The organism is Streptomyces lavendulae subsp. lavendulae (genome assembly GCF_002803845.1).
GTDB lineage: Bacteria > Actinomycetota > Actinomycetes > Streptomycetales > Streptomycetaceae > Streptomyces > Streptomyces lavendulae.
In genome coordinates this window covers 5,889,815-5,904,654 of the sequence record NZ_CP024985.1, presented here as the reverse complement: position 1 = coordinate 5,904,654, position 14,840 = coordinate 5,889,815, and the positions used below count along the sequence as shown (strand labels likewise).

The following is a 14,840-nucleotide window of genomic DNA, read 5'->3' as shown; positions in this document are numbered from 1 at the left end:
GAGAGTGGGTCGAGTCTCTCGGACCTCGTCAGGTCTAAAGAGCAAACCTGGAGCAGAGTCCACAGATGGGTGAACCTGATGGCCCTTTGATCGAACAACTTGACAAACCTTCGAGTGACGTACGGACGAGTACGTGCGCGTAGGCTCGTTTCCGGCGGCCGCCGGGCCCGAATACGATCGCTGCGGAGCGGCCGGAGATCCCGACGTGTCCGCAGCGCCCACACACACAAACGGAAGCGAGACTTCACCACCGTGACTGCTCTGACTCTCAGCACTGCCGGCGCGGCGACGCTGCGCGCCGACGCCCTCGTCGTCGGCGTGGCCAAGGGCCCGAAGGGGCTCGTCGTGGCGGCCGGCGCCGAGGCCGTGGACAAGGCGTTCGACGGAAAGCTCGCGGCCGTGCTCGACGCCCTCGGCGCCTCGGGCGGCGAAGGCGAGACCACCAAGCTGCCCGCGCCGGCCGGCCTCAAGGTCCCGGTCGTGCTGGCGGTCGGCCTGGGCACGGCCCCCGAGCAGGACGAGTCCTTCGACGAGGAGGCCCTGCGCCGCGCCGCCGGCGCCGCCGCCCGCGCCCTGCACGGCGCCAAGAAGGCCGCCTTCGCACTCCCCCTGGACGACGCCTCCGCCGTCACCGCCGTGGCCGAGGGCGCGCTGCTCGGCGCGTACGCCTTCACCGCCTACCAGGGCGGCGAGAAGAAGGCCGCCAAGGGCTCCGGCCCCAAGCAGCCGCTGGCCGAGGTCGCCCTGCTGGGCGCCAAGCCGCGTGACAAGGAGCACAAGGCCGCGGCCGAGCGCGCCACCGTGGTCGCCACCGAGGTCAACATCGCCCGCGACCTGGTCAACACCCCGCCGAACGACCTCACCCCCGAGGCCTTCGCCGCCGTCGCGTCCGCGACCGCGAAGGAGAACGGCGTCAAGGTCCAGGTCCTGGACGAGAAGGCCCTGGTCAAGGGCGGCTACGGCGGCATCATGGGCGTCGGCAAGGGTTCCGAGAACCTGCCGCGCCTGGTGAAGCTCTCCTACACCCACCCCAAGGCGGAGAAGACCCTCGCCTTCGTCGGCAAGGGCATCACCTACGACTCGGGCGGCATCTCCCTGAAGCCGGCCGGTCACAACGAGACGATGAAGTGCGACATGGCCGGCGCCGCCGCCGTCTTCGCCTCCGTCGTGGCCGTCGCCAAGCTGGGCCTCCAGGTCAACGTCACCGGCTGGCTCGCGCTCGCCGAGAACATGCCGTCCGGCTCCGCCACCAAGCCCGGCGACGTCCTGCGCATGTACAGCGGCAAGACCGTCGAGGTCCTCAACACGGACGCCGAGGGCCGTCTGGTCCTGGGCGACGCCCTGACCAAGGCCTCCGAGGAGAACCCGGACGCGATCGTCGACGTCGCCACCCTGACCGGCGCCATGGTGCTGGCCCTGGGCGACCGGACCTTCGGGATCATGGCCAACGACGACGCCTTCCGCACCTCGATCCACGAGATCGCGGAAGAGGTCGGCGAGTCCTCCTGGCCGATGCCGCTCCCCGAGGACCTGCGCAAGACCATGGACTCCCCCACCGCCGACATCGCCAACATGGGTGTCCGCATGGGCGGCGGTCTGGTGGCCGGCCTCTTCCTCCAGGAGTTCGTCGGCGAGGGCATCACCTGGGCCCACCTCGACATCGCCGGTCCCGCCTTCCACGAGGGCGCCCCGTACGGCTACACCCCCAAGGGCGGCACCGGCTCGGCCGTGCGCACCCTGGTGCGGCTGGCCGAGCGCACCGCCACGGGCGACCTGGGCTGACGCACCACCCCGTGAGACACGTCCTGTGAGACGCGGCGCGCCCCGGAACCCGGTCACGGGTCCGGGGCGCGTTCGCTCTGGAAGAAACCTTGAGGATCAGTAGGTTTCTACGCCGCGGTAACCCCTACTTCGGGCGGAACGACCGTGCACACCCGGGGCCCGGCGTCCCGCGTTCCCCCGACAAATGCGAAGATGGGTTCTCGGCAGGACAGGGCCCCCACCACAGGGCCGAAGAAACAAGCGGCCGATTACCAGCCGCCGCCCGGTCACAGAGGACCGGTGCTCGGCGCACATGCATGGAGGACGTGACGTGGCGAACGACGCCAGCACCGTTTTCGACCTAGTGATCCTCGGCGGTGGCAGTGGCGGTTACGCCGCGGCTCTGCGCGCATCCCAGCTGGGTCTCGACGTTGCGCTGATCGAGAAGAACAAGCTCGGCGGCACCTGCCTGCACAACGGCTGCATCCCCACGAAGGCTCTGCTCCACGCCGGCGAGGTCGCGGACCAGGCGCGCGAAGCCGGACAGTTCGGTGTCAAGACCTCTTTCGAGGGCATCGACATCGCCGGTGTGCACAAGTACAAGGACGAGGTCATCTCCGGCCTCTACAAGGGCCTGCAGGGGCTGGTCGCCTCCCGCAAGGTCACCTACATCGAGGGTGAGGGGCGTCTCTCCTCCCCGACCTCCGTCGACGTGAACGGCCAGCGCATCCAGGCCCGCCACGTCCTGCTGGCGACCGGCTCCGTGCCGAAGTCGCTGCCGGGCCTGGACATCGACGGCAACCGGATCATCTCCTCGGACCACGCGCTGGTCCTGGACCGCGTGCCCGAGTCCGCGATCATCCTGGGCGGCGGCGTCATCGGCGTCGAGTTCGCCTCGGCGTGGAAGTCCTTCGGCACCGACGTCACCGTCATCGAGGGCCTCAAGCACCTCGTCCCGGTCGAGGACGAGAACAGCTCGAAGATCCTGGAGCGCGCCTTCCGCAAGCGCGGCATCAAGTTCAACCTGGGCACCTTCTTCGAGAAGGCGGAGTACACCGAGAACGGTGTGCGCGTGACCCTCGCGGACGGCAAGACCTTCGAGGCCGAGGTGCTGCTGGTCGCCATCGGCCGCGGCCCGGTCTCGCAGGGCCTGGGCTACGAGGAGCAGGGCGTCGCGATGGACCGCGGCTACGTCCTGGTCGACGAGTACATGCAGACCAACGTGCCGACGATCTCGGCCGTGGGTGACCTCGTCCCCACCCTCCAGCTCGCGCACGTCGGCTTCGCCGAGGGCATCCTGGTAGCGGAGCGTCTGGCCGGCCTCAAGCCGGTTCCGATCGACTACGACGGTGTCCCGCGCGTCACCTACTGCCACCCCGAGGTCGCCTCCGTCGGCATCACCGAGGCCAAGGCCAAGGAGATCTACGGGGCGGACAAGGTCGTGGCCCTCAAGTACAACCTGGCGGGCAACGGCAAGAGCAAGATCCTGAAGACCGCGGGCGAGATCAAGCTCGTCCAGGTCAAGGACGGTGCCGTGGTCGGCGTCCACATGGTCGGTGACCGCATGGGCGAGCAGGTCGGCGAAGCCCAGCTGATCTACAACTGGGAGGCCCTGCCCGCCGAGGTCGCGCAGCTCATCCACGCGCACCCGACCCAGAACGAGGCCCTCGGCGAGGCCCACCTGGCCCTGGCCGGCAAGCCGCTTCACGCACACGACTAATCCACAGTCACGGGCGCGACGACCACTTCCGCACTTTCGTTAGGAGCAACAGAAACCATGTCGGTTTCCGTAACCCTTCCGGCGCTCGGTGAGAGCGTCACCGAGGGCACTGTCACCCGCTGGCTGAAGGCCGAGGGCGAGCGCGTCGAGGCCGACGAGCCGCTGCTCGAGGTCTCGACCGACAAGGTCGACACCGAGATCCCGTCGCCCGTCTCCGGCATCCTGGCCTCCATCAAGGTCGCCGAGGACGAGACCGTCGAGGTCGGCGCCGAGCTGGCCGTCATCGACGACGGCTCCGGCGCCCCGGCCCCGGCCGCCGCTCCGGCCGCCGAGACGGTCGTCGCCGAGACCCCGGCGGCTCCGGCCCCGGTGGCCGAGGCCCCGGCCGCCCCCGCACCGGCCGAGACCCCCGCCGCCGCTGCCCCGGCCGCCTCCGGCACCGATGTCGTGCTGCCCGCCCTGGGCGAGTCCGTCACCGAGGGCACCGTCACCCGCTGGCTGAAGGCCGTCGGCGAGTCGGTCGAGGCCGACGAGCCGCTGCTGGAGGTGTCGACCGACAAGGTCGACACCGAGATCCCCGCCCCGGTCTCCGGCACCCTGCTGGAGATCCTGGTCGGCGAGGACGAGACCGCCGAGGTCGGCGCCCGTCTGGCCGTCATCGGCGTCGCGGGTGCGGCTCCGGCCGCCGCCCCGGCCGCCGCTGCCCCGGCCCCGGTCGCCGCTCCGGCTCCGGCCGCTCCGGCCGCTCCGGCCCCCGTGGCCGCCCCGGCTCCGGTCGCCGCCCCGGCTCCGGCCGCCCCGGCCGCCCCGGTCGCCGCTCCGGCCCCCGTGGCCGCTCCGGCCCCGGTCGCCGCTCCGGCTCCGGTCGCCGCCGCTCCCGTCACCCCGGTCTCCGCCGGTGACGAGGGCGCGTACGTGACCCCGCTGGTGCGCAAGCTCGCCTCGGAGTCCGGCGTCAACCTGTCCACGGTTTCGGGCACCGGTGTCGGTGGCCGCATCCGCAAGCAGGACGTCCTGGCCGCCGCCGAGGCCGCCAAGGCCGCCGCTGCCGCCCCGGCTCCGGCCGCCGCTCCGGCCGCGAAGGCTCCGGCCGCCGCGGTGTCCGAGCTGCGCGGTCAGACCGTCAAGATGACCCGCATGCGCAAGGTCATCGGCGACAACATGATGAAGGCCCTGCACTCGCAGGCGCAGCTCAGCTCCGTGGTCGAGGTGGACATCACCAAGATCATGAAGCTGCGCGAGCAGGCCAAGGCCGGCTTCCTCGCCCGCGAGGGCGTCAAGCTGTCCCCGATGCCGTTCTTCGTCAAGGCCGCCGCCCAGGCGCTGAAGGCCCACGCGGTCGTCAACGCCCGGATCAACGACGACGAGGGCACCATCACCTACTTCGACTCGGAGAACATCGGCATCGCCGTGGACTCCGAGAAGGGCCTGATGACCCCGGTCATCAAGGGTGCCGGTGACCTCAACCTGGCGGGCATCTCCAAGGCGACCGCCGACCTGGCCGCCAAGGTCCGCGGCAACAAGATCACGCCGGACGAGCTGTCGGGCGCGACCTTCACCATCAGCAACACCGGCTCGCGCGGTGCGCTGTTCGACACCGTCATCGTGCCCCCGAACCAGGTCGCCATCCTGGGCATCGGCGCGACGGTCAAGCGCCCCATGGTCATCGAGACCCCCGAGGGCACCGTCATCGGCGTCCGCGACATGACGTACCTGACCCTGTCCTACGACCACCGCCTGGTGGACGGCGCGGACGCGGCCCGGTACCTCTCGGCCGTCAAGGCGATCCTCGAAGCCGGCGAGTTCGAGGTCGAGCTCGGCCTGTAAGGCCCCGCGCGCAGCCCCGGCTGCCGCTGGCGGCGCCCCCGTCCGGATCCGTCCGGGCGGGGGCGCCGTCGTTGTAACGAGCCTCACCCGGCGTCCCTGACCGGGAACGCATCGCAGCAGGCCACGACCGCCGTATTGTCTACGCATCAGGCCCTGCGTGCCCCCACAGGAGTTGAAACGCCGATGATCACCCCACCCGTCGTGCACTCGCTGCGCGAGCAGATCCGCGAGCACATCGTGGAGGGGATCGTCAGCGGGCGCTGGAAGCCCGGCGAGCGGATCGTCGAGCGGCGGATCGCGGTCGAGCTGGAGGTCAGCCAGACGCCCGTACGGGAGGCCCTGCGCGAGCTGGAGACGCTGCGCCTGATCGAGTCGGCGCCGAACAAGGGCGTGCGCGTACGGAACCTCTCCGCGGCCGACCTGGAGGAGATCTACCCGGTCCGGGCCGGTCTGGAGCAGATCGCGGCCGAGCTCGCCGCCCCGCGTCTGGCGGCCGACTGCACGGCCCTGGAGCCGCACGTGGCCGCCCTGTGGGAGGCGGACCGCAGCGAGGACGGCACGGCGCAGGTGCGGCACACCGTGGGCTTCCACCGCGAGATGGTGCGGGCGGCCGGGAACAGCGTGCTGCTGCACACCTGGGAGAGCCTGGGCATCGAGGTGTTCACGGCCCTGTCCATCCGCTGGCTGGGCACGGTCCAGAAGTCCTACGCGGAGGAGCACGAGGCCCTCGTGGCCGCCTTCCGCAGTCAGGATCCGGACATCGGGCTGCTCGTGAAGCGGCACGTCCTGGGCTGCGCGCCGCGCGCCTGAGCCCTGTCCGCGAGGGGCGGACGGCCCGCCCCCGGCTCCCCGGGGCGCGCGCTTCCCGTACCCTCGGAAACACGCTTTGACCTGCGTCTTTTAGTGGATCGCCAGAGAGCCTCCAGGGCCCGCTCGTGTACTCGTCCCATGGGCACCGGGTGCCTGTATTCATGGCACCGGGTGCCGACTTTTGGCGCAGGGACGTTTATTCGTCACTTTTATTTGATCGATCATCGATCAGCGCTTTACAGTCGACGCGGGCCCCACCCGGGTCCACCGACCCTGTCCTGCCCGTCAGGGTTCTCTTCACCACCACCTCTCCTTGTCCGGAAGGCGGCGCACACCGATGTCCGACCCCGTAGGAAAGCTTCCGAGCGAGCTCGACCAGCTCCCGGACCGCGACACCGAGGAGACCGCCGAATGGGCGGCCTCCCTCGACGCCGTCGCCCAGGCCGCCGGTACGCGCCGCGCCGAATACCTGCTCCGCCGCACGCTCCAGCACGCCGAGGCCGCAGGCCTGGCCCTGCCGAAGCTGCTGGAGACGGACTACGTCAACACCATCCCCACCGCCGCGGAGCCGGAGTTCCCCGGTGACGAGGCGATGGAAGCCAAGATCACCGCCTGGAACCGCTGGAACGCGGCCGCCATGGTCACCCGCGGCTCCAAGTACGGCGTCGGCGGCCACATCGCCACCTTCGCCTCCGCCGCGTGGCTGTACGAGACCGGCTTCCAGCACTTCTTCCGCGGGAAGGAGGCCGACGGATCGGGCGACCAGCTCTACATCCAGGGCCACGCCTCCCCCGGCATCTACGCCCGCGCCTTCCTCGACGGCCGGATCTCCGAGCAGCAGCTCGACAACTTCCGCCAGGAGTCCGGCGGCAACGGCCTGCCGTCCTACCCGCACCCGCGGCGCCTGCCGTGGCTGTGGGAGTTCCCCACGGTCTCCATGGGCCTCGGCCCGCTCTCCGCGATCTACCAGGCGCGCTTCAACCGCTACCTGCAGAACCGGAACATCAAGGACACCGCCAACTCGCACGTCTGGGCCTTCCTCGGCGACGGCGAGATGGACGAGCCCGAGTCGACGGCCGCCCTCGCCCTCGCCTCCCGCGAGCAGCTCGACAACCTGACCTTCGTCATCAACTGCAACCTGCAGCGCCTCGACGGTCCGGTCCGCGCGAACTTCCGCGTCGTCCAGGAGCTGGAAGCCCAGTTCCGCGGCGCCGGCTGGAACGTCATCAAGTCCCTGTGGGGCTCCGCCTGGGACGAGCTCTTCCAGCTCGACACCACGGGCGCCCTCGTACGCCGCCTGCGCGAGGTACCGGACGCGCAGTTCCAGACGTACGCGACCCGCGACGTGGCCTACATCCGCCAGCACTTCTTCGGCGCCAACGCCGAGCTCGTCGCCCTGGGCGGCCTGCTGTCCGACGCGAAGATCGCCGAGTGCTTCCACAGCTCCCGCGGCGGCCACGAGCCCCGCAAGGTCTACGCCGCGTACAAGGCAGCCCTGGAGCACAAGGGCGCGCCGACGGTCATCCTCGCGCAGACCGTCAAGGGCTACACGCTGGGCGCCGGGTTCGAGTCGAAGAACGCGAACCACCAGATGAAGAAGCTGACCATCGACGAGTTCAAGGACATGCGTGACCTCCTTGGCCTCCCGATCCCGGACAGCGCCTTCGCCGACGGCAAGGTCCCGTACGGCCACCCGGGCGCGAACAGCCCCGAGGTGCAGTACCTGAACGAGCGCCGTGCGGCCCTCGGCGGCCCCGCCCCGGCCCGCAAGGTCCACCACGTGGCCCTGCCCGCACCGGCCGACCGTTCCTTCGCCCCGCTGATCAAGGGCTCCGGCAAGCAGGAGATGGCCACCACCATGGCCTTCGTCCGCCTCGTCAAGGACCTGATGCGGGACAAGGAGACCGGCAAGCGCTGGGTGCCGATCGTCCCCGACGAGGCCCGCACCTTCGGTATGGAGTCCCTCTTCCCGTCCGCCGGCATCTACTCGCCGCTGGGCCAGACGTACGAGCCGGTCGACCGCGACCAGCTGATGTACTACAAGGAAGCCAAGGACGGCCAGATCCTCAACGAGGGGATCACCGAGGCCGGCGCCATGGCCGACTTCATCGCCGCCTGCACGTCGTACGCGACGCACGGCGAGCCGATGATCCCGTTCTACATCTTCTACTCGATGTTCGGCTGGCAGCGCACCGCCGACCAGATGTGGCAGCTCGCCGACCAGCTCGGCAAGGGCTTCATCGTCGGCGCCACCGCCGGCCGCACCACGCTGACCGGTGAGGGCCTGCAGCACGCGGACGGCCACTCGCACCTGATCGCGTCCACGAACCCGGCGTCGCTCAACTACGACCCGGCCTTCGCGTACGAGATCGCGGTGATCGTCAAGGACGGTCTGCGCCGGATGTACGGCGAGAAGCCGGAAGACGTCTTCTACTACCTGACGGTCTACAACGAGCCGAAGGTGCAGCCGGCCATGCCCGAGGGCGTGGAGGAGGGCATCCTCAAGGGTCTGTACCGCTTCAACACCGCGGCCGACCTGGCGGAGGCGGCCCCGGCCGCCGACGCTCCCAAGATCCAGCTGATGGCCTCCGGCACGGCGATCCACTGGGTCCTGGAGGCGCAGAAGCTGCTCGCCGCCGACTGGAACGTGGCCGCCGACGTCTGGTCCGCCACCTCCTGGGGCGAGCTGCGCCGCGAGGCGCTGGAGTGCGACGAGGCGCTGCTGCGCGGCGAGGAGCGCACCCCGTACGTCACCCGCGTGCTCGACGGCGCGCCCGGCCCGGTCCTGGCCGTCTCCGACTGGATGCGCCAGGTCCCGGACCAGATCAGCCAGTGGGTCCCGCAGGACTACACCTCGCTGGGCACGGACGGCTTCGGCCTGTCCGACACCCGTGAGGGCGCCCGCCGCCACTTCGGCGTCGACGCCCAGTCGATCGTGGTGGCCTCGCTGGCCCAGCTCGCCCGCCGCGGCGAGGTCCCGGCGTCCGCCATCAAGGAGGCCCGGGAGCGCTACGGCCTGTAGGCCCGAGCCCGTCCGACCGTGAGGCGGCCCTCCCCTTCGGGGGCGGGCCGCCTCACGTCATTTCTGCTGCGGGATCACCTGCTGCTGCGCCTCCACGGCCGCCGCCGCACCGGTCAGCTCCGCCAGCCTTCCCCTGACGTTGGTCAGCTGCGCGTCGATGGAGTCGCGGCGGGTGGTGAGCGCCGCCAGCTCGCGCTCGGACTCGCTGCGGATCCGGTCGGCCTTCGCGTTCGCGTCGGCGACGATGTTCTCGGCCTGGCGCTGCGCGGTCTCCACGGTCTGGAGGGCCCGGCGCTCGCAGTCCGTACGGAGCTTCTCGGCCTCCAGGCGCAGTTGCTCGGCGCGGTGCTCGATCTCCGCGAGGCGCTCCTCGGCCCTCGCCCGACGGACGGCCATCTCGCGCTCGGACTGCTCGCGCCGCTTGGCCAGGTTGGTCTCGAAGTCCGCGGCGGCCTGGGCGGCCCTGGCGCGGGTCTCCTCGAAGAGGGCGTCGGCCTCCTCGCGCTTGGCGGCCGCGTCCTTCTGGGCGGCGGCGCGGACGGCCATCACGTCACGTGTGACCCGCTCCCGCAGCTCCGTGATCTCCCGCTCGGCCTCGGCGCGCATCCGGGCCACCTCCGCGGCGCCGTCCCCGCCGCCCGGTACGGCGGGTGGCCGGGCCGGGGGCTGCCGGTAGGCGGCCAGGAGGCGGTCCAGCTCGCGTACGACGGTGGCCGCGTCGGGCGGGCGGTGTGCCGGGTCCTTGGCCAGGAGGTGCATCACCAGGTCCGTGAGGGCGGCGGGGGCCCTGCCCGCGGGGAGCGGGCGGGGCTGCTCGTGCACCTGCTGGTAGAGCAGCGCGTAGGGCTCCGCGCCCGTGAAGGGCGGGCGCCCGGCGAGGCCCTCGTAGAGCAGGCAGCCCAGGCTGTAGAGGTCCGCGCGGTGGTCGATGGCGGAATCGCCCCGGCACTGTTCGGGGGACATGTACGCGAAGGTGCCCATGGCGGTGCCGGTGACGGTGAGGGCCGAGACCTCCAGGCTCTCGGCGAGGATCTTCGCGAGCCCGAAGTCCAGGACCTTGATCACACCGTTCCCGGTGAGCATCACGTTGCCCGGCTTGACGTCCCGGTGGACGATGCCGCGAGCGTGCGCCGCGGACAGGGCGGCGGCGATCTGGCCGGCCCAGTTCGCGATGTCGTACCAGGGCACGGGCCGCGGATCGCGGAAGAGCTGCGCCAGCGTGCTGCCGTCGAGGCGTTCCATCACCAGGTAGAGCAGCCTGCGGCCCGCGAGGAAGGTCTCGCCGCAGTCGTGGACGGTCACCGTGTGGCGGTGCGGGAGGTTGGCCGCGGAGCGGACCTCGTGCGTGAAGCGCCGTTCGACCTCGGCCGGGTCCATCCCCGGCACGGTCCGCACCAGTTTGGCGGCGACCGGCCGCATCATCCGGACGTCCAGGGCGCTCCACACCTCGCCCATGCCGCCTTCGCCCAGTTGTTCCTCCAGCCGGTAGCGCCCCTCGATCAGTTCCCCCCGCATACCGCGCCCCTCTCGCCGTCGCGCCCGCCCTTCGCTCCGAGTATGCGGCCGCCCGGGGGGCGGGCACCGGCCTTTGGCCGTATGAGCGGTGGCGGCGCGGGGGTGGAGCCGTGATGCTGGAGCGGTGATGGACGAGACGGAGTTCTGGGAGATCGTCGACCGTACCCGCGAGGCCGCCGAGGGCGACCCCGAGGAGCACGCCGAACTGCTCGTGGAGCGGCTCGCGCAGCTCGATCCCGACTCCGTGCTGGACTTCGCGCGGCACTTCGAGTCCCGCTACAACCGGGCGTACACCTGGGACCTGTGGGGCGCGGCGTGGGTGCTGCTCGACGGGGCGAGCGACGACGCGTTCGACTACTTCCGGTGCTGGCTGATCGGGCAGGGCCGGGAGGTCTTCGAGGGGGCGCTGCACGAGCCGGACCAGCTGGCGGAGCTGCTGGTCGAGTTCGACGAGGAGATCGACGGGGACGGCGAGGAGCTCGGGTACGCGGCCGACGAGGCGTACGAGCAGCTGACGGGCTCGGTGGCGCCGGACCTGGGGATCGCGCTCCAGGCGGCCGAGCCGGAGGGCGCTCCGCTGGACTTCGAGGACGAAGCCGTGCTGGCGGAGCGCTTCCCCCGGCTGTGGGACCGCTTCAGGGCCTGAGGCGGCCCGGCACGGCCTAGTAGTGCGTGCCGCCGTCGATCCGGATCTCGGTGCCGGTGATGAAGGAGCCGTCCTCGGACCCGAGCATGGCGACGACTCCGGCGACGGCCTCCGGGCCGGCGAAGCCCTGGCCGAGGGCGGGGGCGAGCTTGGTGAACAGGCTCCAGTCGGTGTCCTCGGGCAGGCCCGGCCCGGTGCCGGTGGTCATGCCGGACTCGATGGAGCCGGGGGCCACGGAGACGAAGCGCAGGCCCTGCTTGCTGTACTCGGCGGCCAGCGCGTGGGTCATGGACTGGATGCCGCCCTTGCTGGCCGCGTAGGCGGACATGTAGGGGTGGGCGAAGGTCGCCGAGGTGGAGCTGAAGTTCACGACGACGGGCTGCTCGCCCGCGAGCAGCGCGGGGAGCGCCTCGCGGATCATCAGGAAGGTGCCGGTCAGGTTGACGGCGATGATCTTGTTCCAGAAGTCGAGCGTGGTCTGGTGGGTGTGCGAGGAACGCAGGATGCCCGCCGCGTTGACCAGGACGTCGATGCCGGTGAGGACGTCGACCGCGGCGGCCACGCCCGCCCGGACCGCGGCCTCGTCGGATATGTCCAGGACCGCGGTGGTCAGCCGGTCGTCACGGCCGTCGGCGGCGGCCCGCTCGGCGGTGGCCTTGAGGCCGGCTTCGCTGACGTCCACGGCGTGGACGCGGCCGCCCTCGGCGAGAATGCGGTGGACGGTGGCCTGGCCGATGCCGGATCCGCCGCCGGTGATGAGGACGCGACGTCCTTCGTAACGGTTCATGGGGGTGAGCGTACCGATCGAATGGCACGTTTTGCCACCCTGTCACAAAATGCAATTGCCGACATGCCGAACGGTACGCTTCACCCGTGAGATCTCCCCGTCCGTACTCCCCCCAGAGCGGCCCCGGAACCCCGTCGCTGACCGAGCGCCGCAAGGCCGCCACCCAGCTCGACATCGCCCGCGCCGCCTGCGAGCTCTTCGCCGAACACGGTCCCGACGGCACCACCGCCGAGGACATCGCCCACCGCGCCGGCGTGGCACTGCGTACGTTCTACCGCTACTTCCGCAACAAGCAGGAGGCCGTGGCCCCGCTGCTCGCGGGCGGCGGTGACGCCTGGCGCGCACTGCTCGCCGAGGAGGACCCCGGCACCCCCCTCGCGCAGTCCCTGGAGCGCGCGGTGCGCCGCGCGCTGAGCGACTCCCAGGCGGTGGAGGAGGGCCTGGAGGTCACCCGCGGCCTGCTGCGGGCCGCGGCCACCGACGAGGCCCTGCGGGCCGTCTGGTACCGCGTGAACCAGGAGTCGGAGGAGCGCCTGGTCCCGGTGGTGGCCCGGCTGGCCGGCCCGGGGGCGGACGCGATGTCGGTACGCCTGCTCGCCGCGGCCTCGACGGACGCAATCCGCGTCGCCCTGGAAGTCTGGTCCACCTCGGACGCCCCCGTGTCGGGCCCCGGCTCCCCCGCCGACCTGGCGGTGCGCTGCCTGACGGAGCTCACCAGCGCGATGCCCCTGCTCCGCTGAGGTTCGCGGGGCAGGGGCATCGAGGCAGATCCGGCAGCAGGTCAGCGCCAGCCTCCCCAGTCACCGTCGTGGTTCCAGCCGGAGTCGTACCGGCTGCCCCAGTCGTTGTCGTTCCAGTGACCGTTCCCGCCGCAGTCGTCGTCGTTCCAGTTCCCGTTGCCCCAGTCGTTGTGGTTCCAGCGGGCGTGGCTGCCGCGCGAGTCCCAGCCACCACTGTGGTCGTGGGCGGACGCACTGGTGAGCGGCAGCAGACCGAGGGTCAGGCCCGCGGCCCCGGCGACGACGACTCCGATGATCCTACGGCGCATTTCCATGCACCTCCGAACATGTCTCGCTTATCGGGCTTTTAGGTACCGTTCCACCGTCGCCCCGGCCGCTCGGGCTGTCAAAAGCAGAAGGCCCCCCGCCGCTCTCCGGGAGAGCGGCGGGGGGCCTTCCATCAGGCACGATCCCGGGATTCGAAAAGATCCCGGCGGTGTCCCGGCTTAGAGGTCGAAGTAGAGCTCGAACTCGTGCGGGTGCGGGCGCTGCGCGATCGGGGCGATCTCGTGCGTGCGCTTGTAGTCGATCCAGGTCTCGATCAGGTCGGGGGTGAAGACACCGCCGGCCAGGAGGTACTCGTGGTCCGCCTCCAGGGCCTTGAGAACGTCCTCAAGGCTGGTCGGGACCTGCGGGACGCTCGCGTGCTCGTCGGGCGAGAGCTCGTAGAGGTCCTTGTCGATCGGCTCCATCGGCTCGATCTTGTTCTTGACACCGTCGAGGCCCGCGAGCAGCAGCGCCGCGAAGGCGAGGTACGGGTTCGAGGACGGGTCCGGGGCGCGGAACTCGACGCGCTTGGCCTTCGGGTTCGAGCCCGTGATCGGGATGCGCATGGCGGCGGAGCGGTTGCGCTGCGAGTACACCATGTTGACCGGCGCCTCGAAGCCCGGCACCAGGCGGTGGTACGAGTTCACCGTCGGGTTGGTGAAGGCGAGCAGCGACGGGGCGTGCTTGAGGATGCCGCCGATGTAGTAGCGCGCGGTGTCCGACAGGCCCGCGTAGCCGGCCTCGTCGTAGAACAGCGGCTCGCCGTTCGCCCACAGCGACTGGTGCACGTGCATGCCCGAGCCGTTGTCACCGAAGATCGGCTTCGGCATGAAGGTCGCGGTCTTGCCGTTGCGCCAGGCGACGTTCTTCACGATGTACTTGAAGAGCATCAGGTCGTCGGCCGCGGCGAGCAGCGTGTTGAACTTGTAGTTGATCTCGGCCTGGCCACCGGTGCCGACCTCGTGGTGCTGGCGCTCGACCTGGAGGCCCTGGGCGTCCAGTTCGAGGGAGATCTCGGCGCGCAGGTCGGCGAAGTGGTCGACCGGGGCTACGGGGAAGTAACCACCCTTGTAGCGGACCTTGTAACCACGGTTGTTCTCCTCGGAGCCCGTGTTCCAGGCACCGGCCTCGGAGTCGATGTGGTAGAAGCCCTCGTTGGCGGAGGTCGCGAAGCGCACGCTGTCGAACACGTAGAACTCGGCCTCGGGGCCGAAGAACGCGGTGTCGGCGATGCCGGTGGAGGCGAGGTAGGCCTCGGCCTTCTTGGCGATGTTGCGCGGGTCGCGGCTGTACGCCTCACCCGTGATCGGGTCGTGGATGAAGAAGTTGATGTTGAGCGTCTTGTCCTTGCGGAACGGGTCCAGGCGCGCGGTGGTGATGTCGGCCCGCAGAGCCATGTCGGACTCGTGGATCGCCTGGAAGCCGCGGATCGAGGATCCGTCGAAGGCGAGCTCCTCCGCCGGGTCGAACGCTCGCGCCGGGATGGTGAAGTGCTGCATCACACCGGGCAGGTCGCAGAAGCGGACGTCAACGAACTTGACGTCGTTCTCCTCGATGTACTGCTTCACTTCGTCGGCGTTCTGGAACATCCAACTCCTCCTACTCCCGGTCCCCGGGGCAGGGACGGGCTTTTATAGCTCGTGGTGCGTCAGTGCGGTGCCGCACGCTGACCCGACCATAAGCAGACGGGATTTCCCAAGCATGAC

Annotated in this window: 10 protein-coding genes and 2 pseudogenes; 7 read left to right on the top strand and 5 right to left on the bottom strand. The window is 70.6% G+C overall.

Going from position 1 to position 14,840, the window contains the following annotated elements:
• The first annotated feature begins 252 nt into the window (after positions 1 to 252).
• The 5 genes from SLAV_RS26270 (at position 253) to aceE (ending at position 9,140) form a co-directional block, all read left to right on the top strand.
• A complete protein-coding gene (locus SLAV_RS26270; protein ID WP_030233106.1) occupies positions 253 to 1,782 on the top strand; it encodes a leucyl aminopeptidase in 1,530 nt (509 codons plus the stop codon).
• Between the two features lie 310 nt (positions 1,783 to 2,092).
• Entirely contained in the window at positions 2,093 to 3,481 is a 1,389-nt protein-coding gene (gene lpdA, locus SLAV_RS26265; protein ID WP_030233103.1) for a dihydrolipoyl dehydrogenase, read from the top strand.
• Positions 3,482 to 3,538: 57 nt separating this feature from the next.
• Positions 3,539 to 5,308: a 2-oxoglutarate dehydrogenase, E2 component, dihydrolipoamide succinyltransferase gene (sucB, locus tag SLAV_RS26260; RefSeq protein ID WP_030233100.1), complete on the top strand. Its 1,770-nt coding sequence runs from the start codon at positions 3,539 to 3,541 to the stop codon at positions 5,306 to 5,308.
• 186 nt (positions 5,309 to 5,494) lie between these two features.
• Positions 5,495 to 6,118, top strand: coding sequence for a GntR family transcriptional regulator (locus SLAV_RS26255; protein WP_030233098.1), 624 nt, complete (start codon positions 5,495 to 5,497; stop codon positions 6,116 to 6,118).
• A 337-nt stretch (positions 6,119 to 6,455) separates the two neighbouring features.
• Positions 6,456 to 9,140, top strand: a complete 2,685-nt coding sequence (gene aceE, locus SLAV_RS26250) for a pyruvate dehydrogenase (acetyl-transferring), homodimeric type (RefSeq protein ID WP_030233095.1) — start codon at positions 6,456 to 6,458, stop codon at positions 9,138 to 9,140.
• A gap of 57 nt (positions 9,141 to 9,197) precedes the next feature.
• Here the strand turns inward: aceE and SLAV_RS42590 are convergent.
• Together SLAV_RS42590 and SLAV_RS42585 are read right to left on the bottom strand one after the other, a co-directional pair.
• Positions 9,198 to 9,677 (bottom strand): annotated as a pseudogene (locus SLAV_RS42590) (cellulose-binding protein); the annotation flags it as partial.
• A gap of 195 nt (positions 9,678 to 9,872) precedes the next feature.
• Positions 9,873 to 10,655 (bottom strand): annotated as a pseudogene (locus tag SLAV_RS42585) (serine/threonine-protein kinase); the annotation flags it as partial.
• 127 nt (positions 10,656 to 10,782) lie between these two features.
• Here SLAV_RS42585 and SLAV_RS26240 point away from each other — a divergent pair.
• Positions 10,783 to 11,301, top strand: a complete 519-nt coding sequence (locus SLAV_RS26240) for a DUF4240 domain-containing protein (protein WP_030233090.1) — start codon at positions 10,783 to 10,785, stop codon at positions 11,299 to 11,301.
• Positions 11,302 to 11,317: 16 nt separating this feature from the next.
• Here the strand turns inward: SLAV_RS26240 and SLAV_RS26235 are convergent, their stop codons facing one another.
• Entirely contained in the window at positions 11,318 to 12,088 is a 771-nt protein-coding gene (locus tag SLAV_RS26235; protein WP_030233088.1) for an SDR family NAD(P)-dependent oxidoreductase, read from the bottom strand.
• 86 nt (positions 12,089 to 12,174) lie between these two features.
• Between SLAV_RS26235 and SLAV_RS26230 the strand changes: the two genes are divergently transcribed.
• Positions 12,175 to 12,828 (top strand): TetR/AcrR family transcriptional regulator, encoded by a 654-nt coding sequence (locus SLAV_RS26230; protein WP_030233084.1) that lies wholly within the window; start codon positions 12,175 to 12,177, stop codon positions 12,826 to 12,828.
• A gap of 41 nt (positions 12,829 to 12,869) precedes the next feature.
• Here SLAV_RS26230 and SLAV_RS41115 read toward each other — a convergent pair whose 3' ends face one another.
• Positions 12,870 to 13,136, bottom strand: coding sequence for a hypothetical protein (locus SLAV_RS41115; protein ID WP_030233081.1), 267 nt, complete (start codon positions 13,134 to 13,136; stop codon positions 12,870 to 12,872).
• 177 nt (positions 13,137 to 13,313) lie between these two features.
• Positions 13,314 to 14,723 (bottom strand): type I glutamate--ammonia ligase, encoded by a 1,410-nt coding sequence (gene glnA / locus SLAV_RS26220; RefSeq protein ID WP_030233079.1) that lies wholly within the window; start codon positions 14,721 to 14,723, stop codon positions 13,314 to 13,316.
• Positions 14,724 to 14,840: the final 117 nt, after the last annotated feature.

Coding starts and splice junctions, on each gene's coding strand:
- sucB (WP_030233100.1), top strand. CDS start 3,539: ATGTCGGTTTCCGTAACCCTTCCGGCGCTCGGTGAGAGCGTCACCGAG.
- aceE (WP_030233095.1), top strand. CDS start 6,456: ATGTCCGACCCCGTAGGAAAGCTTCCGAGCGAGCTCGACCAGCTCCCG.
- SLAV_RS26240 (WP_030233090.1), top strand. CDS start 10,783: ATGGACGAGACGGAGTTCTGGGAGATCGTCGACCGTACCCGCGAGGCC.
- SLAV_RS26235 (WP_030233088.1), bottom strand. CDS start 12,088: ATGAACCGTTACGAAGGACGTCGCGTCCTCATCACCGGCGGCGGATCC.
- SLAV_RS41115 (WP_030233081.1), bottom strand. CDS start 13,136: ATGCGCCGTAGGATCATCGGAGTCGTCGTCGCCGGGGCCGCGGGCCTG.
- glnA (WP_030233079.1), bottom strand. CDS start 14,723: ATGTTCCAGAACGCCGACGAAGTGAAGCAGTACATCGAGGAGAACGAC.